26 protein-coding genes are annotated in these 25165 nt (G+C 63.3%); 19 read left to right on the plus strand and 7 right to left on the minus strand.

Translation table 11 applies throughout. The features are described from left to right. Window positions 1-62: 62 nt before the first annotated feature. The 3 genes from IAE41_RS08805 (at window position 63) to IAE41_RS08815 (ending at window position 1222) form a co-directional block, all read left to right on the plus strand. Entirely contained in the window at window positions 63-317 is a 255-nt protein-coding gene (locus IAE41_RS08805; protein ID WP_200732839.1) for a hypothetical protein, read from the plus strand. Window positions 318-598: 281 nt separating this feature from the next. Continuing rightward, window positions 599-958: a hypothetical protein gene (locus IAE41_RS08810; RefSeq protein WP_325166994.1), complete on the plus strand. Its 360-nt coding sequence runs from the start codon at window positions 599-601 to the stop codon at window positions 956-958. 66 nt (window positions 959-1024) lie between these two features. Further along, complete coding sequence (locus IAE41_RS08815) at window positions 1025-1222, plus strand: hypothetical protein (RefSeq protein WP_200732840.1); 198 nt, start codon at window positions 1025-1027, stop codon at window positions 1220-1222. A gap of 1403 nt (window positions 1223-2625) precedes the next feature. Here the strand turns inward: IAE41_RS08815 and IAE41_RS08825 are convergent. Next, window positions 2626-2991, minus strand: coding sequence for a hypothetical protein (locus IAE41_RS08825; protein WP_200732842.1), 366 nt, complete (start codon window positions 2989-2991; stop codon window positions 2626-2628). Between the two features lie 84 nt (window positions 2992-3075). Between IAE41_RS08825 and IAE41_RS08830 the strand changes: the two genes are divergently transcribed. From IAE41_RS08830 to IAE41_RS08845, 3 genes are all read left to right on the plus strand, one after another. Then, window positions 3076-3270 carry a DUF4224 domain-containing protein gene (locus tag IAE41_RS08830; RefSeq protein WP_234458398.1) on the plus strand — a complete coding sequence of 65 codons (195 nt, stop codon included), beginning with the start codon at window positions 3076-3078 and terminating at the stop codon, window positions 3268-3270. 1 nt (window position 3271) lies between these two features. Then, window positions 3272-3496 carry a DUF4224 domain-containing protein gene (locus IAE41_RS08835; RefSeq protein WP_200732844.1) on the plus strand — a complete coding sequence of 75 codons (225 nt, stop codon included), beginning with the start codon at window positions 3272-3274 and terminating at the stop codon, window positions 3494-3496. Between the two features lie 764 nt (window positions 3497-4260). Beyond that, window positions 4261-5340 carry an inovirus-type Gp2 protein gene (locus IAE41_RS08845; protein ID WP_200732846.1) on the plus strand — a complete coding sequence of 360 codons (1080 nt, stop codon included), beginning with the start codon at window positions 4261-4263 and terminating at the stop codon, window positions 5338-5340. Here the strand turns inward: IAE41_RS08845 and IAE41_RS08850 are convergent. Next, window positions 5324-5884, minus strand: coding sequence for a hypothetical protein (locus IAE41_RS08850; RefSeq protein WP_200732847.1), 561 nt, complete (start codon window positions 5882-5884; stop codon window positions 5324-5326). The genes IAE41_RS08845 and IAE41_RS08850 overlap by 17 nt on opposite strands. Before the next feature lie 667 nt (window positions 5885-6551). On the opposite strand from IAE41_RS08850, the gene IAE41_RS08855 reads away from it, so the two are divergent. Together IAE41_RS08855 and IAE41_RS08860 are read left to right on the plus strand one after the other, a co-directional pair. Continuing rightward, entirely contained in the window at window positions 6552-6977 is a 426-nt protein-coding gene (locus tag IAE41_RS08855) for a hypothetical protein (protein ID WP_200732848.1), read from the plus strand. Between the two features lie 470 nt (window positions 6978-7447). After that, on the plus strand, window positions 7448-9127 hold the full coding sequence (locus IAE41_RS08860; RefSeq protein WP_200732849.1) for a hypothetical protein: 1680 nt from the start codon (window positions 7448-7450) through the stop codon (window positions 9125-9127). 247 nt (window positions 9128-9374) lie between these two features. Here IAE41_RS08860 and IAE41_RS08865 read toward each other — a convergent pair whose 3' ends face one another. Continuing rightward, entirely contained in the window at window positions 9375-9854 is a 480-nt protein-coding gene (locus IAE41_RS08865; protein ID WP_200732850.1) for a YcxB family protein, read from the minus strand. An 837-nt stretch (window positions 9855-10691) separates the two neighbouring features. On the opposite strand from IAE41_RS08865, the gene IAE41_RS08870 reads away from it, so the two are divergent. Further along, entirely contained in the window at window positions 10692-11111 is a 420-nt protein-coding gene (locus IAE41_RS08870) for an H-NS histone family protein (RefSeq protein ID WP_200732851.1), read from the plus strand. 101 nt (window positions 11112-11212) lie between these two features. Continuing rightward, complete coding sequence (locus IAE41_RS08875; protein WP_200732852.1) at window positions 11213-12199, plus strand: glycoside hydrolase family 43 protein; 987 nt, start codon at window positions 11213-11215, stop codon at window positions 12197-12199. A 56-nt stretch (window positions 12200-12255) separates the two neighbouring features. Here the strand turns inward: IAE41_RS08875 and IAE41_RS08880 are convergent, their stop codons facing one another. Together IAE41_RS08880 and IAE41_RS08885 are read right to left on the minus strand one after the other, a co-directional pair. Next, a complete protein-coding gene (locus IAE41_RS08880) occupies window positions 12256-13011 on the minus strand; it encodes an SDR family NAD(P)-dependent oxidoreductase (RefSeq protein WP_200732853.1) in 756 nt (251 codons plus the stop codon). 213 nt (window positions 13012-13224) lie between these two features. Further along, window positions 13225-13887 (minus strand): glutathione S-transferase family protein, encoded by a 663-nt coding sequence (locus IAE41_RS08885; protein ID WP_200732854.1) that lies wholly within the window; start codon window positions 13885-13887, stop codon window positions 13225-13227. Between the two features lie 150 nt (window positions 13888-14037). Between IAE41_RS08885 and IAE41_RS08890 the strand changes: the two genes are divergently transcribed. Both IAE41_RS08890 and IAE41_RS08895 read left to right on the plus strand, forming a co-directional pair. Beyond that, window positions 14038-14364, plus strand: a complete 327-nt coding sequence (locus tag IAE41_RS08890) for a hypothetical protein (RefSeq protein ID WP_200732855.1) — start codon at window positions 14038-14040, stop codon at window positions 14362-14364. A gap of 191 nt (window positions 14365-14555) precedes the next feature. Next, window positions 14556-15008: a PA2169 family four-helix-bundle protein gene (locus IAE41_RS08895; protein WP_200732856.1), complete on the plus strand. Its 453-nt coding sequence runs from the start codon at window positions 14556-14558 to the stop codon at window positions 15006-15008. An 82-nt stretch (window positions 15009-15090) separates the two neighbouring features. Here the strand turns inward: IAE41_RS08895 and IAE41_RS08900 are convergent, their stop codons facing one another. Continuing rightward, on the minus strand, window positions 15091-15408 hold the full coding sequence (locus IAE41_RS08900) for a KGG domain-containing protein (protein ID WP_108747446.1): 318 nt from the start codon (window positions 15406-15408) through the stop codon (window positions 15091-15093). A 233-nt stretch (window positions 15409-15641) separates the two neighbouring features. On the opposite strand from IAE41_RS08900, the gene IAE41_RS08905 reads away from it, so the two are divergent. After that, window positions 15642-16535, plus strand: a complete 894-nt coding sequence (locus IAE41_RS08905; RefSeq protein ID WP_200732857.1) for an NAD(P)-dependent oxidoreductase — start codon at window positions 15642-15644, stop codon at window positions 16533-16535. A gap of 267 nt (window positions 16536-16802) precedes the next feature. Next, window positions 16803-19337: a methyl-accepting chemotaxis protein gene (locus IAE41_RS22725; RefSeq protein ID WP_200732858.1), complete on the plus strand. Its 2535-nt coding sequence runs from the start codon at window positions 16803-16805 to the stop codon at window positions 19335-19337. Window positions 19338-19405: 68 nt separating this feature from the next. Here IAE41_RS22725 and IAE41_RS08915 read toward each other — a convergent pair whose 3' ends face one another. Then, window positions 19406-19792: a DUF2628 domain-containing protein gene (locus tag IAE41_RS08915; protein WP_200732859.1), complete on the minus strand. Its 387-nt coding sequence runs from the start codon at window positions 19790-19792 to the stop codon at window positions 19406-19408. Window positions 19793-20003: 211 nt separating this feature from the next. On the opposite strand from IAE41_RS08915, the gene IAE41_RS08920 reads away from it, so the two are divergent. From IAE41_RS08920 to IAE41_RS08940, 5 genes are all read left to right on the plus strand, one after another. Next, complete coding sequence (locus IAE41_RS08920) at window positions 20004-20168, plus strand: hypothetical protein (RefSeq protein WP_174214088.1); 165 nt, start codon at window positions 20004-20006, stop codon at window positions 20166-20168. Window positions 20169-20604: 436 nt separating this feature from the next. Continuing rightward, window positions 20605-22533 (plus strand): glucans biosynthesis glucosyltransferase MdoH, encoded by a 1929-nt coding sequence (gene mdoH / locus IAE41_RS08925; protein WP_200732860.1) that lies wholly within the window; start codon window positions 20605-20607, stop codon window positions 22531-22533. Window positions 22534-22583: 50 nt separating this feature from the next. Continuing rightward, window positions 22584-23243, plus strand: coding sequence for an alpha/beta hydrolase (locus tag IAE41_RS08930; protein WP_108758933.1), 660 nt, complete (start codon window positions 22584-22586; stop codon window positions 23241-23243). A gap of 3 nt (window positions 23244-23246) precedes the next feature. After that, entirely contained in the window at window positions 23247-24290 is a 1044-nt protein-coding gene (locus tag IAE41_RS08935) for a sensor histidine kinase (RefSeq protein ID WP_192851822.1), read from the plus strand. 4 nt (window positions 24291-24294) lie between these two features. Further along, window positions 24295-25029, plus strand: coding sequence for a LytTR family DNA-binding domain-containing protein (locus IAE41_RS08940; protein WP_174213518.1), 735 nt, complete (start codon window positions 24295-24297; stop codon window positions 25027-25029). The last annotated feature ends 136 nt before the right edge of the window (window positions 25030-25165 follow it).

Genomic DNA, 25165 nt, shown 5'->3' on the forward strand with positions numbered 1-25165 from the left:
CAATGCGCCCCGGCCAGCCCGGTCGGGGCGACTTTTCAGTAAGGCACACACGGAGGCTGACAATGTCATTGAGCAATGACTGGGAAGACGAGCACCTCACACCGTCCGGTTGGGTGAGTGGTAGTTACAAGCACGATTTTGGACGCGAAGAGCGTCCTGTTCCGTTGGACGCCGTTCTAACGGTGCGCAAGCATGTTGTCGTGGGGGCCATTGGCGCATTGCCGCATGTTGATGTGAGTGAAACGAATCTCACGGATGACACTGACTTGATCGCTTCTCTCCGTAAGACGTTCGGCGAGCCGAAGTTCGGTTGTTGAGCAAGCCCGAGCCGGGTCGTTCTCGATGCGACCCGGCTTTGAGTAGGACGCCTTCCTCGGTCGAATTCGAATGCTTCAGGAACGTGGGCTGGGCGTTCGCAGGATCTGCGACAGCCGGACGTATCCTGCTCGCCATGCTTCCCTCCCTCGGCTACCAAGGCTTCCGGACCGCTCCCATCCCGTCCGGGTGGGTGCAGACGGGCGAGCGCTGGGCGCTGTGGTGGAACGGGCGCGAGGTGGCCAGTGTCACCCCGGCTCGCGAGGCTGGTTACCGTCTCCACATGAACGCCCTGAAGATGTGGCAGACCAAGAACGCACCGGTTGCCAGCATCCGGCAGGGCAAGCGCTTCGCCGAGCGTTGGTGTGCCGCCAGGCTGTTTCCGGACCTGCCGCTGCGAGAGGCGGTCGTCCGCCTGATCGACAACACACCCATCAAGCCGGCGCCACCGCTGCCTGGCTTGCCGCCTACCCGTGAGCAACAGCATCAGGCCGAACGCCTAGACGCGGCAGCGGCTGCAGCATCGGCCCGCGTGATGGCCGCACTGGAGCCGATGCGGCCGCCGGCGGAGATCAAGCCCAGGGCAAAGGGGCCATGGAAGGGGAGAATCCGACCCAGCAATGCCGATTTCTCAAGGGTGTGACCATTCCAGTGGTCGTCGCGGGGGCTACTCTATTCCTCGCAGAGGCTGGGGTGCTGCTGGGCCACGATGAGATTGATGACGCCCGAGCGGTGGCTGGACCGCTACTTTGAAGAAGGCAGCCGCCCGTCCATGCAGGTGCTGCAGCGGCTGCTGCGGGAGGGAAAGCTGCCCGGCCGCAAGGTCGGCGGTGCCTGGTTCATCGACGAACACGAATGGCTGGCGAATGACGACGATCTTGTCCTGCGGGTCTTGAGTAGTTCTTAAGGCTGGAGGCAGTCCCGCCGCCTGGCTTCGGGATCGCCTTGGGTTCGGAGCTATGGCCACGAATTGGCTCCGCATCCAATGAGGGGTAGCATCCGCTCAGGCAGCCACGCCGGCTGCAGGACGCCATCTTGGGGATGACCCCAGAGGCAGGGGAGTGGGCGCTGTGAAAGGATTTCTGATGCTCTATCTGGGGCTGGCATTGGCGTGGACAAGCGGGGCTGATGCGCGCGGCGTTCGGGTCAGCGGTTACGTCAAGAAGGACGGAACCTATGTCGCCCCGCACTACAGAAGCGCTCCGAATCGGTCGACGCTGGACAACTACTCAACCCGGGGGAACTACAACCCCTATACGGGCCAAGCTGGCAAGAAGGATCCGTACGCGCTACCTCCGCCGAGGGGAGGATCCGGATCCGGATACGTGCCCAGTGCCCAGGCGTCGACCTATGCCCAACCGGTCTATAGGAGCCCTTCGGCTCCAACGGAGCCGACTCCATATCGCTTGGCAGACTCCAGCGGCGGCTGGCCCAAGTTCAACGCGCCGGCCACCGCGAGCCCGGAGAGTGTGGACGATGGGGAACGCTACGGTAGCGGCCGCGCTAACTATCTGGTGTCCGCGGCCGGAAGTCTCTGCAGCGAGTTCTTGCTAGCCGCTGACGAGATGGCCAGGTCGGCAGAGACTTTGGCCAAGTGTGCTTCGCGGATGGACCCCAGGCAGACCTGCGCAGTCGAGGCTGATGACGCTATGCAGTCGTCCATTCGTTACCAAGTCAGCGCAAGCAAGGCACAAAGTTACTGTCGCGGGCCGTAGCAGATCGAATGGAGGAAGCGCCATGTCTAGTGAAGATGGCACCGTACCGTGGGAACTGAGGGCAATTGGTGCACATGACGTCGGGATCCTTTTAGGCTTGGCGCCACGCACGGTCCTAGAGACCGTCGCCTGCAGGCCGGATTTCCCTTTACGCGTATCAATGCGGCCAGCGACTTGGGTTGCAGGAGAGGTTCTCAAATGGAGGGACGAGAACAGGGGCATTCCGAAGGACCGGAAAGGCAAGCGGAGCAGTGCATCGGCCGCCGCCGCTAAGCCTGCCGCGCGTCGGTCCGCCGGCGACCCTTAGTTCTCCGGTTCGTCGGTGCCAAGAGGGCCGCGAGCCTTTCATCGGCCGAGCCAGGGCGGGGGACGGTTTGGGATGCTCCTGATGCTGCTGGCCCTACTGCCGACGCCCGCCGCGAGCGCTCCCACCAGTCCTCAAGATCGGCCGGGTGAACGCGATCCGACCTGGCACTAGCCCCTAGCCGGACAGCCACCAGTTGCCCTGCATTAATGGCTCTGCGAACCGTCTTGGGCGCGCAGGCGCTTCGTTCTGCCGCCTCGCCTAGCGTCATCAGCCTTCCAGAAGGGTTCATCAGCGCTTCCCGTTGCGGTTTTCGCGTCGCCTGAGGCGGGCCAATGCCTCAGCCACCTGGGGCGAGGTGGCTCCAACCGAAGGGATAGAAGTCGCCGTGTTCCTCGATCTCCAGCTACCGGAGCCGTGGATAGCCCTGTACAGCTCGTTCTTCTCGTAGTGCTTCTTTCCCATGAACTGTCTCGGCGAAAGGTCGTACTCCCCGGCCTTCGTATTGAACTGGCTGAGCGACACTCCGCAGTAATGCGCCGCCTCTTCCACAGTCAGCCAGTCTTTTCCGGAAAGGCCGATCCGCAGGGTGGTCAGCTGCTGCCTCAGCAGGGCGATCTCCTGCTCAAGCGGCAGTTCGGCTGGCGACTCGTCCATGGCATCTCCTCGGTCTGTAGGCGAGAGTAGCGCGATGGGGCATGATCGGCACTGGCTACTCAGAGACGCCCGATGAATGGGGAAATGCTGTCGCGCTGTGAGGTCGAAGAGATCACTAGAACCCCGATCAGGGTGCGGCAGTTGGCCTTCTTTACGCAGAATCGGATCCCTCATTACGTCAATGAGTACAACCGGGTGATCGTCCTGCGTAAGGCCGTGGGAGCGCCAGAGAGGCCCGACGCGCCTAGGCCCGTGTGGCGTTCTAACAAGGAGGTTTGAAATGTCTGAAAAGCTCTGCCTGACCAAGGATGAGATCAAGGCGCTGACGCGTACACCTCTGAAGGCGCGACAGCTCCAGTTCCTTCGCCAGAACGGCATCCGCCACTACATCGATGGGTACGGGTGGCCAGTGGTCCTGCGGGCCGCAGTGGGCATCGACGAGCCGGCGCCGGCTGCCAGAGTCGTCCCGTGGCGGTCCAACAAGCTCGGGCCACTTCCTGGCTGATCGGCCAAGCAAACGAATTTCAGACCCATAACACGATAGGGAGGGGCATCAGCCTCTCCTCTATGCCGGCGCAATGCCGGCTCCCTACTGACTAGGAGCCTATCGTGTTCATCGAACGATCCAATTCCCCCCTCGAGTACCTGGCCGCCTTCGCGGTCGTCTTCATGGCAGGCGTTCTGGCAAGCAGTCGCTCGACCTGACGATCAGCCAGGGCGCATTTTTTGGCCCCGGCCACTTTTTAACTAGTTCCTCCCCTCTGAAAAGTTAGATCCCGGCTGAATTTCGGGTCAACTAAATCAATGGCTTACGCACTGTATTTTTCTACAGGGGGCTAAATGGATGGTTCTGCCAGCGCTTGGTTCGTAGGCTCGTCCACACACCACAGACGGCCAGGCGTCATGCAGAACAACTCACCAAAACCACTCCGAATGCTCCGTCGGGCAGAAGTCCAGGCTCGCTTGGGCATCGCACGATCCACGCTGTACGGCTACCTCAACAAGCGCTCGCCGAGCTACCTGCCGTCCTTCCCGAAGCCGCTTCGCTTGGGGACGTCAGTCCTGTTCCTTGAACATGAAGTTGATGACTTCGTTGTGGGCCTGATTCAGGCCAGGGAGGTGGGGCGCCGCTAGCCCTAACTTTCCTAGATCGACGCCGATCTTAGACCCCTGCATGGGCTAGAAACGGCATGTGTGCTGGGCATCTTCTTACATTGGCTCAGTAGGAATAAACACTGTTACTCCTGATCTCCAGTAGGAGGGATGGGGATGGCAACGACAATGAAAACACCATTGAAGAACAACAGCAGTTTCATGCGCGAACGCGCTTACGTTTGGGGTGAAGACGGCACCCTCTTCATCACCCACCAGTTGAACGCAGTCTTAGAGGTCAAGCGTATTGTCGAGATGATGGGTAAGCTAATGGCAAGCCGTAAGGCGCCGTTCGGAGTCATGACGAAGCACGGCCGCGAGTGGGTTGAAAAGACCGAGCTGGGCGATTCCATCCTGCTCTGCCTCAAGTCCGGTCTACGGGAAATTGATGAGCACTTCCCCGCTCACCGCCATAGCCCGCTCTTTACCCTGTTTAAGCGCTTCCTCGGTCCGTTCATGTTTCTGGGAGGCAAGGCTTGGCCGGAGGACGTCCCGCGCCTCAATGCTGCGGTAGCGAAGATCCGGGCCTTCGCAAAGGGGGAGGCCTTGGGCCGCCGTCTGGGCAACCTGAAGCGGGCGGAGCGCGAGAACGCTAAGTCTTGCAAACGACTGCTCAAGGCGCTGCGGGCACGCTACTCCAAGCTGCTGGTGGTCCGCCTGGACCTGGAATACTTCTCGAACTTCTGTCCAGGGAGTGGCTTCAGGGGGCAGGCAATGACCTTGAAGGACGCGCAGACCCATCGTGATCGCTTTCTAGACCATCTCCGCAAGGGGGCGTATGCCGAACACCTCGCAGGTTACATGTGGAAGATGGAATACGGCTTGGAGAAAGGCCACCACTTCCACATGGCTATCTTCTTCGACGGGCAGCGTGTGTCTCGCGACATCGTCCTCGGGGACTTGCTGGGCCGCTATTGGCAGGAGAAGGTAACCGCCTCCAAAGGCATGTTCTTCAACTGCAACAAGAAGAAGGACGCCTATGATCGTTGCGGCATTGGCATGGTTAATCGCGGGGACGACGAGAAGTGGGTGTGCCTGGAAGACGCGCTACGCTACTTGACGAAGGTTGATCTGTACCTGCGCTTCCGACCCGAAGGTCGCGCGCGCACGTTCGGGTTGGGCGGTCCGTACGGTGGGATCAAGGCTGGTCCGGCCCTCGCGCCCTCTTTGGGGCTGGAAACTAGGGCTTCCGCCTAGCGCTTAGGCTGTCGTAAAGATCGTAGAGGCGTGTCTGCTTGATGAGCCGATATCCCCACCCCGCATCAGTGTGTAACTTGCCGCCGCCAGGCCCGAGCTTGGCGGCGGCTTCTTTCAGCTGGCGTCTAATTCGGAATGGGGTCGCCTTGTGCTGGTTCAACAACTTGACAACTGCGACCTCGCGCTTCGCTTCGTTAATCGCTTTTTTTCTTTCCGCTCCTAGGCGGCCATACCCAGCCGCTAAGCGAGCCGCGCCGGCCCGGTCTGATGACTCGTATCTGCCCTCCATGAACCCTTCTTGATGAGAAACAATGGACTTGGCATCGCAGAGGTGACGCCAAGCCGCCTCGACGTCTCCGCTTCTGTGAAGCGTTCGGGCAAGTGCCAACGCATCCGTGACTGATTGAAAGCGAACGGATGCCAAAGGGGTAAGGCACATTTGTTCGGTTAGTGGATCGCCTTCCAGTCCAAAGCTCCGCTCCAGGCGGGAACAAACCTCCTCGAAGGGAGGGGTGGCACTCTGATCCTCGTCACTTTTTTGCATAGCGTCATCCTTGTGCTGAACGGGTCAGTCTGAGTTCACCGCCTGAATCTGGCTAGGCCCCGGCTTCGCTATCGCAGCTCTAAGTGAGTCAAAAGGTGAGTCAAAATTGGCTGGTGATTGGGAAAAATGAAGTTGCATCAAATACATGGGGCATCGATGTGGTTGCTGGTGGGCACCACGAAAAGAATTGCGCACTACGCTCGCGTTTCTAACTCCATAAGTTGGCTGCTTCGGACAACTCGTGAGCTGTGTTTGGTCCCGAGCAAGTTGCACGACTTGTTCAATCGGTGGCTCGCCGACAGGCGGCAAAGGACGACGTGCTCGACACTTTGGTTGCTTTTAGGAGTGGGGAACGCATAGCCGTAGGGACAGCCGTTTATCTACCGACGCGACCTGTTTGCGATGCCACCGGTCTGGCTACCGCGATCTGGTACTAAGGTCGCGCTTAGCCCATGAGGCATCCAGACTAGAGCCCGCTCTCGACCCACAGTGGACATTGGCGCGAGGGCCGAGACTACAGCTGGGTCCGGCTATACGCTGGCTTGTTAGCCGGACCCGGGCACCCTAAGATCGATCTGTATCAAGGGGAAGCCCGCCATACGGTGCGCTATGGATAAGTCTTATAACCGGACCTATGGGTCCGTCTATCAGGTAATTTGACCTACAAATGACCTTTCTCGCTATCATCAAAGACAAGCTCGCTGATCGCGCTGCGGAAGGCATTGCGGCGTCCCTCACTGTTCTACTCGTTTGGGCGGCTTACCAAGTCGCCCCTGCAGTTTTACCAGCCATAGAAGCGGCTACCTCCAAGAGAGTACTGCTCGCCCTGTTGGTTACATCGCTGGTCCTAAATTTCGTGTTCGTACTGGTAGCTTTTTTTTCGTCAAAGAAGGCAGATTTCCGCATCAAGTACGGGATCTACTGGGACCGTGAAAAGAATCCGCATTGCCCGGCATGCAAGATCCCGATTAGTGGCTACGCCAAATATGATGCGGGCAAAGGCTATTACTGCAAGCCATGCAACAAGATTTTTCGCCTCACAGACGTTGCTGGCAAGGACATTGATCCAATGCAGGCTGTCTCCGAACTTTAGGTCTATCATTTCGTTCAAGGCGAAGCCGCCTAGCGGTTTGGCTTCACTCTGGCGTTGAACGTCCGCTCAACGCCAGGTTGCTGGCGGTATCGATTCTGAGCGGCTCAGGGAGCTAAAGTTTCGGCTTTGGAACGAAGCATCAGATAAAAGAAAGGCTTCGTTTCCTAGGTGAACGAACGGCATGTCAGCGGGACGCTGGGTAGATGGAAATAGGAAATTTTCGCAGGATTTTTCTCTTATTTCGGAGCGGAAGCAAATTAGACAGTTAGGGGATTCAGTTGCGATAAGGTTCGGGCCTAGCGGCGCCCCAGCCGAGCAGAAAAACCATGTAGGCTCGATTGGTCAATCCGACGATCTTTCTCACTAGGTGTAACGAAGCTCCGGGCTCGTTGGCCATGATCGAGGCGCGGGTTCATTAAGGCACCGCCGCCGGGATAGAATTGAAGACTGACATGGCTTAAGGATCTATGGTGAGCGAACGCCAGTACTCCGAAGAAGAGATCAAGGATCTGACCGACAGAGTCTTCTTGCTTCGCAGTAAGCTTGAGGAAGGCAAAATCCACATTGTGGAACATCTCGTCGAAGGCTTTCGCGAGAGCTGCGACGCCATTCGACTCAGAAGCGACGGGCTTGTTGACCCTGCCACTGTAGATGGCCGGATCCGAAGCGCAACGTTGGCTATTCGTCATTTTCAGTACAGGGATGAGGCTAAAGACGCTATTAGCACTGGAGATATCCAAGAAAGCTACTTCCGAATGCTTTACATGCAATTCGGTTGGATGATGGAATTCATGCTGGAGCATCGTATAAACCCTCATCAAGCGAGTCTTGCGTTCATCAGGGACGCGAATTTTGTGAGGCAGGTGAAAGAAAAACTTCCAGATTTGGCGAGTGGTATTAGAGAATTCTGGGAGGGTGTTGGTGACTCGGGCACATATCATCTTCAAGATGGGGCCCAGCTGAAGGCGACATTTTCTGGTGATTTATTCCCTGCTCATTGGGAGAATGCGGTCTCCACTGCGGGTCTGTACATTGACACGATCGTGCTGCCCTGTCCCATCCTTCGCATTGCTCCAATCTTGGGGATCTACCCGGATCGAGAGGTAGCGCGTCTCTTTGCCAAGCACGTACTCACGGCGATGACCTACCGCGATGTGGCTACTGCAGACGTGAATCCGCCTATCGTTATGATCTTGCCCCATCCTGACGATATCCGTCGTGGCGAAAGCGGTGATCTGCTGATCCGAGCAACGCCGGCAATTCTCAAGCACGCAACGTATCTTTTCGACCGTGAATTTTCAGATCTGAATCACTACGAGGAATTCTGTTCGCATCTACAGAGCGTTTCGCAACTCATGAGTGAGCTGCGGCGGCCAGATCGCGTCCTTTTCGATACCACTTGGGAGCAAGGCGCAGAAGCTCAATTGACGCGGATGATGCGTGATCCCCAGCCCACATTGCCCGGTTTTGACCCGCATAACGCCGGCCATCAAGTCTTTGGTGCGAGCGTAGGCCGAATGCCCCAGGCTCTAGCGTCTAAAGAGACTGCTCAGCATTTTGGGGCCACACCGTTCATAAGCGTCCAGACTTCATGGGATTACTACACTTGGTTCCTCGAGTATGAATCGACTAGTTCGATTCACGATGTAAATGAGCTCAAGTCCACTCATGTCGCCCGGGCTCTGGTCTCTGAAGGCGAACAGAACTTGTCGTGGCTTGGGAACGTTCCGCCCGAGACGGTTTTGCAAATTAGAAAGAGCGGGCACGCTGAGGAACTTCGCCATATCTTGAGTGCTGGTATAGACGAACTAATTGCGTTGAGACCTGACAATTACTACCGCACATCCGACCGCGTTGTTGAAAACCTCAATAAAGCCTTTGAAGCTCATCAGCGCGAGTTGCTCAATGCGCGAAACAAGAAGCTTAGGCTCTACGGCATCGACGTTGCCAGCTTTGTGGCCACGGGTGCGATTGCGGTAACCGCCGCGCTGACCAGTAGTCCAGGGCTGGGGGTTGCCTCCGGACTTTTGGGAATGGCAGGCCTACCCAATCTCAGAGAGATAAAATCCAAGTTCAAGGAGCAAGCTGCTGCAGACAGGGCGAGGAGGAGCTCGCCGACAGGCCTGCTGTTCAAGCATGTGAAGACGTAGAAGAGGTCATTTCAATATAGAGTGGCGACGAGCTATGTGTGTGCTTTTCCACTCGTGGCTTGGCGCTCTAAGTTCGCCGTCGCTGGGGCAGGAGTTGTTTGACGATCTCTGTCCAAATCGAGAGCTACGTCACTGTACTGGCGGTGAAGCTTGCAGCCGCTTTCATTCAATCGACCAAGTTATGCTTTGAACTTCTGGGCAGATTACGCTCTGACGAAAAGATCGAACCCTGCGAATCCCTGTGCGCTCAGCCCACGGCCTGCGAGGCCAGTCTCCGGAATTCATCCATCTGCGCCTGGCCGTTGAACCATGCCTTCGGGAATACCTCGAATATCACGTCCGAGTGGTAGAGAAGCAGCACTTCTTCATTCTCCCGCAGCTTGGTGTAATCCGACCACCGCCGTTTGGTCTGCACATGCTCGGACGCAACGCTGAGCCACTCTTCGTCCCAGCTGTAGGTGTAGTGAGCGTGCAGACTCGCCTGCTGGCGATGGATCTTGGCCACCTGGCGTGGCAGCGCCAGCCTGGACTGGGCGAACGCACCCATCGCGCCACCAACACCGCCGCAGACAAGGACAAGGCCGGGGAACTGACGGCCCACGGCGAGCGCTACAACGCCGATCACCGCACATCCCAGCAGGACCGATACGAGCACCTTCACCGCCTTCCGCCGATGCAGGCGAAGTGCGTGGAGGTGCTGTTCTTGAGTAAGTGTTCCGGAGATCATCAGCCTTGGCCTGTGTGAACGCACTGAAATGAGACGTTCCTGAAAACCGCTACTTCCCTGTGGCAACACCGCTGCCTTGATGTGGTAACAGGACGGGTTCGATTGTGCCATCGCGTTGAGCTGCCGAAAATGAAACTATTCAAAAAAGAAGGTTGGAACCCTTAAAGCAAATCGGTTCTTTCCGGTCGGAATTGAGATGGAATCTACCCTCAGTCCGCGGTGTTGACGCCTTTGCCCCAGTTCTGGACTGATCGTGCCATCCAGCGAGCACGTTTTCTGAATGGATTGGTTCGAGATAGTTGGGGCTGGACAGCATGACAGCACGTTTGGAAAGGGCGAAACGCACTTTCAGTGCAGCTCCGCGGCTTACGGCACCAACGTCCAGTCACGCAAGTGGACGTTGGAACAGCGGCCGAAGCTGATAGGTTAGACGTATGGAATTTCTAATCTTTATAGCTCTCTGTCTAATTGTTGTGATGGCGATTTTCTTCGGCTTCGCCTCTGTCTTTGCTGTGGTCTCTTGCATTCTTGAGGTTCTTGCGCCAGCGCCAGTTGAGTGCTCTCGCTCTTGTCGATGTTCCTGCTCGTGCCGCTTGAACGGAGAACGGTCCGATGATGCTGATCAGTGATGGGACCAGAGCGGTGACAGATAGCCAACAGTTGGAGGTGACGATGGATGCGCAGATTGGGGCACTCAAGTTCTGACTCAGCTGATGCCTGTCGAGAAATGCTTTCATGGCGCATCGGCGTCGAGAGAGTTGAAGGTCCGGAGTATCCATTCCCGGCACCGGTAAAGAAAACTTGACACCCAGCCCGCCGCAGTAGACCTTTCCCAGCATGACTATCGATATCGAATCGCTCAGCCTTCGAGAGCTGGGTGCACTGGTGGCTGCGGCCGAACAGCGCAAAGCCCTCATCACCACCCGCCGCCCGGCCGCCGCCGTGCGCCGCCTGCTGAAGGCCGCTGCCGCCGAAGCCGGTTACACCATCGAAGAACTCTTCGGCGATGAAGCTGCAGAAACCGCTGCACCCGCGCGCAAACCCGCCCGCCGCAAAACCGGCAAGGTCGCCGCCAAATACCGCGATCCCGAATACAAGCGCCTGACCTGGACCGGCCGTGGCCGCATGCCGCGTTGGCTGGCACACAAGGTGTCCATGGGCCACAAGGTCACCGATTTCCTGATTCCGGGCCTGGCCCGGCCGACGGCAGGCAAGACCAGCAGCATCGGCAAGCGCACCGTCATCAAGAAAGCCTGAGGCCAGCGTCCCACTTCCGCGCATGGGATGGGGCTGCCCGCGCATTCCGCATCTGAATCGATCTAATATGCTCCCATCTATCCAGCACGGGAGCGCACGGCATGGCGTTGGGCAAGTGGATGATGGCCGCCTGCATGGCAGCGGCATTGGCAACGGGCGCGCAGGCCGCGCCGCCGGCCACCTCGGGTAATCCGATCCTGAAGGGGTGGTATGCCGACCCGGAAGCGGCGGTATTCGCCAACCGCTACTGGATATTCCCGACCACCTCGGCGGACTACGATGCGCAGATCACCTTCGATGCATTCTCGTCGCCGGATCTGGTGCATTGGACCAAGCATGCCGACGTTCTGAACGCGAAAAATGTGGCTTGGGCCAAGCGCGCGATGTGGGCGCCGTCCGTGGTGGAAAACAACGGCAAGTACTACTTCTTCTTTGCCGCCAACGACATCAAGACCGATAGCGAACTGGGTGGTATCGGCGTGGCCGTGGCCGACCGCCCGGAAGGCCCGTACAAGGATCTGCTGGGCAAGCCGCTGGTGGGTGCTTTCCACAATGGCGCGCAGCCCATCGACCAGTTTGTGTTCAAGGATGACGACGGCGCCTGGTACATGATCTACGGCGGTTGGAAGCACGCGAACATCGTCCGCCTGAAGGATGACTTCACCGGTGTGCTGCCGCTGGCCGATGGCACGCTGTTCAAGGAAATCACGCCGGCGCCGGAATACGTGGAGGGCCCGCTGATGTTCAAGCGCGGTGGGCACTATTACTTCATGTGGTCCGAAGGCGGTTGGGGTGGCCCGGATTACAAGGTGGCCTATGCCATTGCCGATGCACCCACCGGCCCGTTCAAGCGCGTCGGCACGGTGCTGCAGCAGGATGAAGCCATCGCTACCAGCGCCGGCCACAACTCGGTGATCCAGGTGCCGGGCACCGACCGCTGGTACATCGTCTACCACCGTCGCCCGCACGGTGACACCGCCCGCGACCATCGCGAGACCGCCATCGAGCGCATGCACTTCGATGCGCAGGGCCACATCCTGCCGGTGAAGATCACCCATGAGGGCGTGGCGGCCGATCCACTGCGCTGAGGGCCGCCACCGGATTCTTCCGGCGGCGGCCCTCAGGCGCGGTTGTGCGACCGCGCCTACTCGGGATTCATCAGCGCGAAGATCGCATCGTAGGTGCCATCGCGTTCGGCCCAGCGTCGCGCCTGGTCAGCGTCCAGCAGTACTTCACCGCGTGGATGATCGCCGCGTTCCAGCTTCAGCAGCACCTGCTGCACGTAGTCCTGCACGGGCATGGCGCGCGGGTCGCTGGCCTGCGCGGCGCCGGTCAGCCCGGTCTGCACGTAGGGCGGCGAGAGTTCCAGCACGTCCACCGGCAGGTGGCGCAGTTGATGGCGCAGCGACACCAGCCACGAATGCAGGAAGGCTTTGCTGGCGCAGTACGTGGGGAGGCTGGCCAGGGGCAGGAAGGCCAGCGACGAGCTGGTGGCCATCAAGGTCGCGCTGCGCTGCCGGGTCAGCAGCGGCAGGAAGGTCGCGACCGTGCGCAGCACGCCCAGGATGTTGGTGTCGACGATGGCCTCGGCATCGAGGTCATCCCAGTGGCCGCTGGCCAGGTCTTCCGCACGCGAGATGCCAGCATTGGCCATGAGTACGTTCAGCGAGGGAAAGCGCGCGTGTACGACCTCGGCCACCTGCGCCAGCGACGCGGGGTCGCCGAGCTCCAGTGGCAGGCCGGTCATGCCTGGGCGCTGCGCGCAGATGGCGTCCAGCAGTGCGGGGTCGCGGCCGGTGATGATGACCTGGTTGCCGCGGTCATGCAGGGCTTCGGCGAATGCGCGGCCAATGCCACGGCTGCCGCCGGTGATGAGGATGGTGTTGCCGGTGAGCTTCATTGGAGTGCCTTTCCAGAGGGGCTGGGGAAAGGCCACGGCAGGATGCATCCCTTCCAGCAGGAAGGGGAGGGCAGGACGGTACCGTGGCGCCTTTGATCCGGGTTCCCTCTGCTGAGGCCCTCCCGGGTGTGGGCGCGTTGGATGACGATAACGCCTGCGGCAGCGCCTGATGCAGGGCTGCGGCGCAGACTTTAGGCCTGTGCGGGTTGGGCGTCAATGTGGCGGCTGCTGGCGCTGCTGGTTCTGGAACACCGCCAGTTGTGCGGCGAACGCGCGCTGGTACGCCGGCCGCGCCGTCGCGCGCGCCACGTAGGCAGCCAGCAACGGGAACTCATCGACGATGCCGCTGCTCTTCAGGCGCAGCAGCACCGAGACCATCAGCAGGTCGCCGGCACTGAACGCGCCGTCCAGCCAGGGGCCATCACCGAGCCGTGCTGAAAGTTCATCCAGCCGCCGCCGCACGCGCTCATCCAGCATCACCAGCCGCTGCGCGTACCAGGGCTGCTCGCGCTCCAGCACCCAGGCCATCGAGCGCTCGACGATGGGCGGTTCCACCGTGTTCAAGGCGGCGAACATCCAGACGATCGCATGCATGCGGCCGTCTGCATCCGCGGGAAGCAGGCCCGGATGCTGCTCGGCCAGGTGCAGGATGATCGCGCCCGATTCAAACAGCCGCAGATCGCCTTCCTCATAGGTGGGAATCTGCCCGAACGGATGGCGCGCACGGTGCGCGGGTTCCTTCATCTCGGCGAAGGTCAGCAGCTGCACGTCGTAGGCGATGCCCAGCTCCTCCAGCGCCCAGCGCACGCGCATGTCGCGGGCCAGGCCCTGGCCGCGGTCGGGGGAGGTGGCGAAGGCGATGAGGATCGGGTGCATGGCAGTGCTCCTGCAGGCGAAGGGCCTGCCTTTCCTGTTCCGACGAACGACGGGGGCGGGAATCGACACCTGGCCGCACCTACCTGTGCATTTACCGAAAGGGGGCCGCCGTCGGATACTTGAGAGACGCTCCACCGAGGTCATGGAACCATGAAACACCGTCGTCCCGCCCTCGTGCCACTTCCTCGTCCTCGCGGGGATGATGCTCCGTATCTTGCGTTTGCATGGTTCCGGGAGGAAGAGTACGCCAGCTTCAAGGCGCTCCTGCCTGAGCGTGACTGGCACGATACGTTTGCCGAGTGGGAGAAAGATATTGAGCGCCACGTGTGGCTCGCCAGAGTGAGTGGCGTCGGCACTGTCCGGGTGACAGTGGCGGTGGCCGACTTTGTGGAATGGTGCCTGGCAAACGATCTGCCCGTTGAGCCGTCTTCGCTGTCGAAATTCGCGTCTGCACATGGCGAATCGCCGAATCCATGAGAATGAACGAGAACGTTCTCTGAGCGTGAATCCCATGCAAGAGAACGTGAACGGTCAGTTGCCGTTCGAGACAGTGATTCCTGCATAAAACAGTGCTCACCCGCGCCGCACATGCACTTCTCCACTCTGGTCCTGCAGGCAACGGACACACCGCTGCCCTCATCCCGCAGACCCGATCAAGGAGAAACACCATGAGCACCCAGTCCACCATCGAACACCGCCTCAACGACCTGATCGAGATCGCCCGCGACGGCAAGGCGTTCTATGAAGAAGCCGCCACCAAGGTGAAGGACACCGAGCTGTCCGCGCTGTTCGTGCGCATCGCCGGCGTCAAGGCGCGTATCGTGTCCTCGCTCAGCAGCGCCGTCGTCGCCACCGGCGGCAAGCCGGCCGAGCACGGCACCATGGTCGGTTCCATGCAACAGTTCTACGGCAAGGTGCGCGCCGCCTTCGGCGATACCAACTATGGCTACGTGGCCGAGCTGGAAGAATCCGAAGACCGCCTGCTGGGCGCGTTCAAGGACGTGCTGAACGACAACGACCTGCCGCCGGCCGTGCGCCAGGAAGTGACCGCATGGCTGCCGGAGGTGCAGGATTGCCACCGCGTGATGCGCGACCGCAAGCATGCGATGAAGGCGGCCTGATCCCCAGCTTCGGCTGAGTGATCGCTGCAGTGCAGGGCCCCGCCATTGGCGGGGCCTTGTCGTTATTGGCCCAGACTAAGGGTCAGCCCTGTTGGGGGTAGGGCGACGCCGGTGCGGCAGGGGCCTGCGGTTCGTCTTGCATCTGTTGCTGCTGCTGGCGCTGCGCATTGGCATGCCGTGCATGCCCGCCCTCGCGGCCGATCGCCGCCATGTGCTGGCGGTTGCGGCTGATCGCCTCGCCGCCCTTGCGGCCGGCGACGCGTGCCTCGGCGGAACTGAATTCATGCGCGTTGCCCGATGCGTGGGCCGCGCGGCCGCCCTTGGCGGCGATGGCGCGTTGCTTGTCTTCATCCATCGAGGCGAAGCCGCGATTCTGTGAGCCGTGGGGTGCATTGGCCATGCTGTGTCTCCTGTGCGGAAGGGACGCCGCCAGCTTCGACGACCGCTTCCATCCTGCACAGGCGGGGCTAATGGCAGGTGCATATCCCCACCGCTGCTTTCACGCCGGCCATGCACGCGCTTGACGCCCCGCTACCAGGCCGCGCACGTGAACAGGCTGTTGCCGAGCCTTCGCCCGCGCCTAGAATCGGACCATCCCGGTAGCTCCCGGGCGTTGTCGAGTGAATGGATTCAATGAAGATCCTGTTGACCGGAAGTTCCGGGCGGATCGGGCGCGCGATCTTCGGTGCGCTGGCTGCCGAGCACGACGTGGTGGGGTTGGACCGCAGCCCGTTCAACACCACCCGCATCATTGCCGACATTACCCACCGCCAGGCGCTGGAGCGCGCCGTGCGGGGCGTGGATGCGGTGATCCACACCGCAGCCCTGCACGCACCGCATGTCGGCCTGGTGCCTGATGAGGTGTTCCAGCAGATCAACGTGGACGCCACCGCGCAGCTGCTGCAGCTGGCCCGGCAGGCGGGTGTGCGCCGCTTCGTGCTGACCAGCACCACGGCGCTGTACGGCCACGCCGTGGTGGCCGGTGGCTGCCGCTGGATCGATGAAACCACCGACCCGCTGCCGCGCACCATCTACCACCGCACCAAGCTGCAGGCCGAAGCGCTGGCCGAGCGCGCGGCGGGGCCGGGTTTTGAGGTGCGCGTGCTGCGCATGGCGCGCTGCTTCCCCGAGTCGCCTGAACGCATGGCGATGTTCCGCCTGCACCGCGGCATCGATGCGCGCGACGTGGCCAGCGCGCATGCGGCACTGCTGGTGGACGAGGGCGGGGCGTTCCAGCGCTACATCGCCTGTGCGGCCACGCCGTTCCAGCGCAGCGACTGCCTGCAGCTGGCCGCCAACCCGCGGCAGGTGCTGGCCCGGCGGGTGCCGCAGCTGCTGGCCGAATTCGAGCGCCGCGGCTGGCCGCTGCCGCTGAGCATTGACCGCGTCTACGACAGCAGCCGCCTACGCCAGGCGCTGGGCTGGCAGCCGCGCTTCGGCCCGGAGGGCGTGCTGCAGCAGTACGCGGCGGGCAGCATCGAAGTGCTGCCGCGCACGCAATGGGTGGGCGACCGCGTGGTGGAGTAGAGTCGAGCTTGCTCGACTGCTCCTGGCATCAGTCGAGCAAGCTCGACTCTACGCGACGGAACGTCGAGCAAGCTCGACGCTACGTGAGTCCATTCAGGTTCCCGCAGGCGGATTTCCTCAACCCGCCCCGTCTGCGGCCGCTAACCCGGTGCGTGCCTTGCCACCGTGGGTTCCGATCCGCAGCCGGCAGGCGGCCGCGCGAGGGATCGCGCATCTGCGCGGTACCGTCGTGGTGCCGGTTGTCCTGAACTGCCTGCGGATCCATCCATGCCTTCTTCCCGCTCTGCCGCTGCCCGTCGCCCGGGCAGCATCGCCCACAAGCTGATGCTGGGCACTGCTTCGATCGCGCTGCTCTGCTTCGGCGTGACCGCCTTCCTCATCTACCGCCAGGCCAGTGCCAGCCTGGTCAATGCCTCGCGCCAGACCATGGGCAGCGAAGCGATTGCCGAGGCGCGCAAGGTCTCGGCCGATCTGGGCACGGCCTTCGCCAGCAACGATGCGATGGTGGAAACCGTGCTGGCCCAGCGGGCCCGCGGCGATGCCCCGGACCGTGCCGCGCTGGCCGCGGTCATCGGCGAACAGCTGCACGCGCACCCGGAATGGGTGGGCAAGAGCACCATGTGGGAGGCCAATGCCTTCGATGGCAAGGATGCGGACTTCGTCGACAGCGAAGCGCACGATGCCACCGGGCGTTTCATGAGCTACTGGGCCTGGGAAGACGGCAAGACCCAGCAGTCGCCGATGACCGCCTACACCGATCTGCCCGACGGCTCGGGTGACTGGTACATGGGCCCGAGCCGGGACAAGCTGCCCAAGGTCAGCGAGCCGTATGCCTACGCCATCGGTGGCCAGCAGGTGCTGATGAGCACGCTGAGCACGCCGATCGTGGAGAACGGCACCTTCCTGGGCGTGTTCACCGTCGATTTCTCGCTGGCGGCGCTGCAGAAGCACCTGGCCACGCTGACCCCGATGGGGGCCGGCCGGGTCGAACTGCTTTCGCCCAAGGGCGTGGTGCTGGCGGCAGCCAATGCTGCCGAGATCGGCAAGCCGCGCACCGATGCGGCCACCCAGCAGATGCTGGCGCAGATTGCCGAGGGCAAGACGTTCGAGGCGTTCGAGCCGGATGCTGAAGGCAACGTGCGCCTGTACGTGCCGATGCAGGTGGGCGATGCCCCGCAGCACTTCGCACTGGGCGTGGTGGTGCCGCACGCCGTGATCGTGGCCGAAGCCCGGCAGCTGCTGTGGCTGACCCTGCTGGTCGGCGTGATCGCCGCGCTCACCCTCAGTGCCGGTGTCTACGTGCTGCTGCGCCGCCTGGCCATCCGCCCGCTGGCGCAGGCCGTGCGCATCGCCGGTGACGTGGCAGCCGGCAAGCTGGACACCGCACTGCCGCCGCGCAGCAACGATGAAGTGGGCCGCCTGCTGGAAGCGATGCAGGGCATGCGTGGCACGCTGCAGGCGGTGATGGCGGCGCAGGCGGACATGGCGCAGCGCCATGACGAGGGCCAGATCAGCTACCGCATGGATGCCAGCGCCTTCCCCGGCGAATACGGCCGCATGGTGGCCGACAGCAACCAGCTGGTGGCGTCCAGCAACGCGGTCACCCAGCGCCTGGTGGACGTGATGCAGCGCTACGCCGTGGGCGACCTCAGCGTGGATATGGACGCCCTGCCGGGCGAGAAGGCGGTGTTCACCGCCGCCATGGCCACCACCAAGGCGAACCTGGGGGCGATCAACGAACAGATCCAGCAGCTGGCGGCCGCCGCGGCTGCCGGTGATTTCGCCGTGCGTGGCGATACCCAGCGCTTCGAGCACGACTTCCGCCGCATGGTGGAAACGCTCAACACCATGATGCAGGTAAGCGACCACAACCTGGCCGCGCTCTCCACGCTGCTGCGCGCGATTGCCGCCGGTGACCTGAGCACGCGCATGCAGGGTGATTTCCACGGCGTGTTCGCGGTGATGCGCGACGATGCCAACAGCACGGTGCAGCAGCTGACCCAGATCGTCGGCCAGATCCAGCAGTCGGCGGCGAGCATCCGCCTGGCGGCCGGCGAGATCGCCTCGGGCAACAGCGATCTGTCGCGCCGCACCGAACAGCAGGCGGCCAACCTGGAAGAGACGGCCGCGTCGATGGAGGAACTGACCTCCACCGTGCGCCAGAATGCCGAGCACGCGCAGCAGGCCAACAGCCTGGCGGCATCGGCGGCCGGCGTGGCCAGCGAAGGCGGGCAGGTGGTCGGCCAGGTGGTGCAGACCATGGAGCAGATCGAGAACTCTTCGCAGCGCATTGCAGAGATCATTTCGGTGATCGACGGCATCGCGTTCCAGACCAACATCCTGGCACTGAACGCTGCAGTGGAAGCGGCGCGTGCCGGCGAGCAGGGCCGCGGTTTCGCCGTGGTGGCCAGTGAAGTGCGCGCGCTGGCGCAGCGCTCTGCCGGCGCGGCCAAGGAGATCAAGGGGCTGATCGACGCCTCGGTGGCGCAGGTCGGCGCAGGCGCGCAGCTGGTGCACGGTGCCGGCCGCACGATGCAGGAGATCGTCGGCCAGGTGGGCCGGGTGAACGACATCATGGCCGAGATCTCGGCCGCCTCGCGCGAGCAGTCGGCGGGCATCGAGCAGGTCAACCAGACCGTGGTGCAGATGGACGAAACCACCCAGCAGAACGCGGCGCTGGTGGAAGAGGCGACGGCCGCCGCACGGGCGATGGAGGACCAGGCCGAGCAGCTGGCGGTGGCAGTATCGCGCTTCCGCCTGCAGGCCGATGCGCCGGCGGCGGCGAAGCTGCGCGCGGCTTGACGGCGCAGACGACGACGCCCGGCCGGAGCCGGGCGTCGTTGATGCACATCCGCACCGCTGGCCGTGCGTCAGATGAAGCCGTCGAACGGGTTCCAGCTGGCACGGCCCTCTACCTGCTCCAGGTAGTAGCCGTAGTTGGTGCAGTGGGCCAGCAGCGCGCAGAACCCACCGATCAGCCCTTGGACCAGGATGGTCGGCAGCACGAAGGCCAGTGCGAACAGGCCGATGAAGATGGCGATCACCACCAGCGCCTTGCGCCACATGCCCAGGGTCAGCAGGTAGATCCAGCTGAAGAACAGGGCAAGGAAATTGATGTTGATCGTCAGGCGCTCGCCGACGGGCAGCGCTTTCCAGGCCGGCGCGAAGCGCGGATCCTTGGGCGAGCCGTGCTGCTGGTAGAAGTTGAAGCGGAACTGCCACTTCGCGCTGAAACGGGAAAGATCGATGGCATTCATGGGAACGTCCGTGTAAGAAAACGTTTTCATGATAAATGCGTCGCATTCAGCCAGCCAGTCCGGGCCGTCAGAAATGTGACGCTGAACCAGTCAGGGCCTTGCGTCCGGGCGTCGCACCGTCACCCACCCTTCTTGTTTTTAGGATAGGGTGCGCAGTTCCGCTGTCGCTTGGGCCCTGGCCTGCGGTCGGCGGGATGTCCACGGAGGTTGCATGACCACACCTGTTACACCGGAAAACGCACCCGGCCCGGTGCTTCTGCCGACACCCGAAGTGGTGCAGGCACAACAACTGCTCGCCCGCCAGCAACTGGCGGTGGCGATGGACCGCGCGCGCGCGGCGGCCAGCCGCGATCCGGCTGCGCCCGAGACGATCTAGCCCTGGCGGGTGCCAACGCGGGTTGGCACCCTTCTGCGCAGAACGAGCATCTGCCAACCCAGGTTGGCGTCTCCTGGCGCATCTGCGGCCGAATTCCCTGATTGGGAATCGTTATCATTTTGCTCGATCCAGTTTCCGTCGCGCCTGCGTGTGCGCGGCATGCTCGAGCCCGCCATCGCCCGCTGTTTGCTGAATGGGGGAAATCCCCGGCGTAAACCTTCGCGCTCACCTTACATTTGCCCTCTTATGCTGGGCCGCATTTTCGATTCCGCCCCGTTGGAGATCGTGTGGGTTCCGGTAGTGACAGACATCGGCTGCGCGGCGTGACGCCGTCGCAGGCAGGACAAGTGCGGGCGCCGGGAATGCGCGCGGGGAACCCTGGTGCATGCCGCCTGGCCAGGACGGCCAGTTGCGCTGCCTGGGCGGAGTAGACGCGATGGAAGCTCAAACCACCTCCCACGCCGGCCCGGGCAACCCCGAGCTGGACGCCGGCTGGGCGCTGTTGCCGCCCGAAGCCCCACTGCAGATGCCCGAGCAGACCCTGCGCGAAGGCAAGCTCAAGGTCCGTCGCCACCGCACCTCGCCGCGCATGATCAAGCTGCGCCGCCTGTACCTCTTCGGTGGTACTGCGGCGATGACCGCCGTGGCCACGCGGATGATGTGGCGGGTACTGTCCACCGACGGCATCAGTGTGCTCGAGGCCTGCCTGCTGGTGCTGTTCGTCGGCCTGTTCGCCTGGATCGCGCTGTCCTTCGCCAGTGCCGTGGCCGGCTTCCTCACCGCCGTGTTCGACCGCGGCTACCGCCTCGGCATCGACCCGGACAAGCCGCTGCCGACCGTGCACAGCCGCACCGCGCTGCTGATGCCGACCTACAACGAAGATCCGCGCCGCCTGCTGGCGGGCCTGCAGGCGATCTACGAATCGGTGGCCGCCACCGGCCAGCTTGATCGTTTCGACTTCTTCGTGCTCAGCGACACCCGCCGCGACGATATCGCCGCGGCCGAGGAACAGGTGTTCGCCGAACTGCGCGAGCGGGTGCCGGAGGGCATGACGCGGCTGTTCTATCGCCGCCGTGGCGACAACAGCGGGCGCAAGGCCGGCAACATCGCCGACTGGGTGCGCCGCTTTGGTGGCGGCTACCCGCAGATGCTGATCCTCGACGCCGACAGCCTGATGACCGGCGACAGCATCGTGCGCCTGGTGGCCGGCATGGAGCACAACGCCGACGTCGGCCTGATCCAGACCCTCCCGTCGGTGATCGGCGGTCGCACCCTGTTCGCACGCATGCAGCAGTTCGGTGGCCGCGTGTACGGGCCGGTGATCGCCCGCGGCGTGGCCTGGTGGCATGGCGCCGAGAGCAACTACTGGGGCCACAACGCGATCATCCGCACCCGCGCCTTCGCCGACCAGGCCGGCCTGCCGGCCCTGCCCGGGCGCAAGCCGTTCGGCGGCCACGTGCTCAGCCATGATTTCGTCGAAGCGGCGCTGATGCGGCGTGGCGGCTGGGCCGCGCACATGGTGCCGTACCTGGGCGGCAGCTACGAAGAAGGGCCGCCGACGCTGACCGACCTGCTGGTGCGCGACCGCCGCTGGTGCCAGGGCAACCTGCAGCACGGCAAGGTGGTCGGCAGCCGCGGCCTGCACTGGATCAGCCGCACCCACATGCTGATCGGCATCGGCCATTACTTCACCGCGCCGATGTGGGCGATGCTGATGCTGATCGGCATCGCGATCCCGCTGTTCCAGGAAGGCATCGATTTCAATGCCCTGCTGCACCTGTCGCCCAGCGTGTACTGGCGCGCCCAGGACGAGGAGCAGGTGGTGCGCCTGTTCGCCGCCACCATGGCGGTGCTGCTGCTGCCCAAGGTGCTGGGCTACCTGGCGATGCTGCTGGACCCGGTCGATCGCCGCGGCTGTGGTGGCGCGATCCGTGCGTTCGTTTCGATGCTGGTGGAAACCGTGCTGGCCGCGCTGATGGCGCCGGTGGTGATGTACGTCCAGTCGCGCGGCGTGGCCGAAGTGCTGTCCGGCCGCGATTCGGGCTGGGACGCACAGCAGCGCGACGACGGCGGCATTTCCTGGATGGCGCTGGTCCGTGGCTATGGCGGGCTGGGCGTGTTCGGTGCCTTCATGGGTGTGCTGGCCTGGGCGGTATCGCCGTCGTTGGCCGCGTGGATGGCACCGGTGGTGATCGGCATGGTGCTGGCCATTCCCGTGGTGGCGCTGACCTCCTCGCGCGGGCCCGGTGGCTTCCTGCACCGCCTGGGGCTGCTGGACATCCCCGAGGAAAACACTCCGCCGCCCGTTCTGGTGCGTGCCGCCGAACTGCGCCGCGAAGCGGCCCAGCAGCCACCGCTGTACTGATCGCCCCATGGCGGCGGCATAATGCGGCTCGAACTTGAAGGAGCCGCATCATGCTGCAAACGGTGGAACAGGAAACCGGCGCCTCGCCGCAATGGTCGGTGATCTGGCTGCATGGCCTGGGGGCCGATGGCCATGATTTCGCGCCGATCGTGCCCGAGCTGGTGCGCCCGCACTGGCCGGCGCTGCGCTTCGTGTTCCCGCATGCACCGGTGCGGCCGATCACGATCAACAACGGCGTGCCGATGCGCGGCTGGTACGACATCGTCGGCATGGATTTCCGCTCGCGTGCCGACATGGCCGGTGTGCGTGAATCGGTGGCCCAGCTGGATGCGCTGATCGCGCGCGAGATCGAACGCGGCGTCGCCGCCGACCACATCTTCCTGGCCGGCTTCTCGCAGGGCGGGGCGGTCATCCTCAGTGCCGCGCTGGAACGTACCGCGCCGCTGGCGGGGCTGATCGCCCTGTCCACCTACCTGCCCGATGCAGAAGCCGCCCGCCGCGTCGACGGCGCGGTCGACGTGCCGGTGTTCATGGCCCACGGCAGTGGCGACCCGGTGATCCCGCTGGCGGTGGCCGAGCACAGCGCGCAGGTGCTGCGCACGCTGGGCCTGTCGCTGCAGTGGCAGCGCTACCCGATGGCGCACCAGGTCTGCGCCGAGGAAATCCAGGCGCTGGGCGACTGGCTGCAGGAACGGCTGGGCGTGGCCTGAGCCATGGCTGCCAGCGCCAGCGCCCCGTGGATGCCGGAACTGTGCCGCCTGCCGCGCATGCTGGCGATGCTGGGCCTGGCCGAACTGGTGGTGGTGGTGCTGGCCTTGGCGCCCGATGGCAGCCGCCACTGGACGCTGGGCGAGCTGGCTTCGGCCAGCGGTTTCGCGTTGTGGCTTGCGCTGGCGGTCAGCGCCTGCCTGTGCCTGCTGCGGCGGGCACTGTCGACCCTGCCCGAGCTGCTTGGCGCGGTGCTGGCCATCGGCTTGTCGGCGTTCATCGCGGTGGCCTGTGCCGGCGTCGTCCACGCGCTGTACGCGGTGCTGGGTGACAACTTCACCCGCGGCATCAGCTTCTGGCGTTTCACCCTGGGCAGTGCTGCAACCACCGCCCTGATCACCGCGCTGGCGCTGCGCTATTTCTATGTCAGTGACCGCTGGGCCGCGCAGGTGCAGGCCAACGCACGCGCGCAGGCCGACGCCCTGCAGGCGCGCATCCGCCCGCATTTCCTGTTCAACAGCATGAACCTGATTGCCAGCCTGCTGCACCGCGACCCGGCCGTGGCCGAGCGTGCGGTGCTGGATCTGTCCGATCTGTTCCGTGCCGCGCTGGGCGCCGGCGAAGGTGATTCGACCCTGCGCGACGAATGCGAGCTGGCCGAGCGTTACCTGTCGATTGAATCGCTGCGCCTGGGCGAACGCCTGCAGGTGCGCTGGCAGCGCGAGGAACCCCTGCCGTGGGACCTGCCGCTGCCGCGCCTGGTGCTGCAACCGCTGGTGGAAAACGCGGTGCTGCATGGTATTTCGCGGTTGCCCGAAGGCGGGACCATCGAACTGCTGCTGGCCTGCACGAACAATGAGCTGCAGATCACAGTTCGCAATCCGGCGCCGGATCCGCAGGCCCCGGGGCTGGCCCTGGCACGCGGTGCCGGCCATGCCCAGCACAGCATCGGCCATCGGCTGGCGTGGCGCTTCGGCCGTGCCGCGCGGATGACGGCCGGCTGGAGCGAAGGCTACTATGCCTGTCAGGTGACAGTGCCGATCCAGTGAGGGAATGAGCGTGAGGGTAGTCATCGCCGATGACGAACCGCTGGCCCGCGAGCGCCTGCGCAGCCTGTTGGCAGCGCAGGAGGGCATCGACGTGGTGGCCGAGGCCGGCAACGGCGAACAGGCCCTGCATGCGTGTGCGGAACTGCAGCCGGACCTGGTCCTGCTGGATATCGCCATGCCTGGCCTGGACGGCCTGGAAGCCGCGCGTCACCTGGCCAGCTTCGAACCACGGCCGGCGGTGGTGTTCTGCACCGCCTACGACGCGCACGCGCTGTCGGCCTTCGAGGCGGCAGCGATCGATTACCTGATGAAGCCGGTACGCGCCGAACGCCTCGCGGCGGCCATTGCCCGTGCGCGCACGTTCCTGGCCGGCCGCGATGGCCAGCCCGAGCACAGCGGCGGCCAGGCCCGCAGCATGCTGTGCGCCCGCCTGCGTGGCAGCCTGCGCCTGATTCCGCTGGATGACATCCACTACCTGCAGGCCGAAGAAAAGTACGTGGTGGTGCACCACGCACGCGGCGAAGACCTGATTGAAGAATCGCTGAAGTCGCTGGAAGAGGAGTTCGCCAGCCGCTTCGTGCGGATCCACCGCAACTGCCTGGTGGCGCGCCATGAACTGGTGGAGCTGCGGCGTGGCGTGGGCGGGCAGGTGCAGGCGGTGCTGCGGCATGGCAAGCAGCCGCTGGAAGTGAGCCGCCGGTGCGTGGCGACGCTGAAGCAGGAACTGCGGCATCTGTGAGTTTCCGCGCGGCCTGCGGCCGCGACTGCTTTCAGATCAACAGCAAGGCCACAGCGGGTTGGTCGGCTCGTTGTTGTTACGTGCTGGGTGGGGGGGGGGGGGGGGGGGGGGGGGGGGGGGGGGGGGGGGGGGGGGG

The organism is Stenotrophomonas sp. S39 (genome assembly GCF_016624665.1).
Classification (GTDB): Bacteria; Pseudomonadota; Gammaproteobacteria; order Xanthomonadales; family Xanthomonadaceae; genus Stenotrophomonas.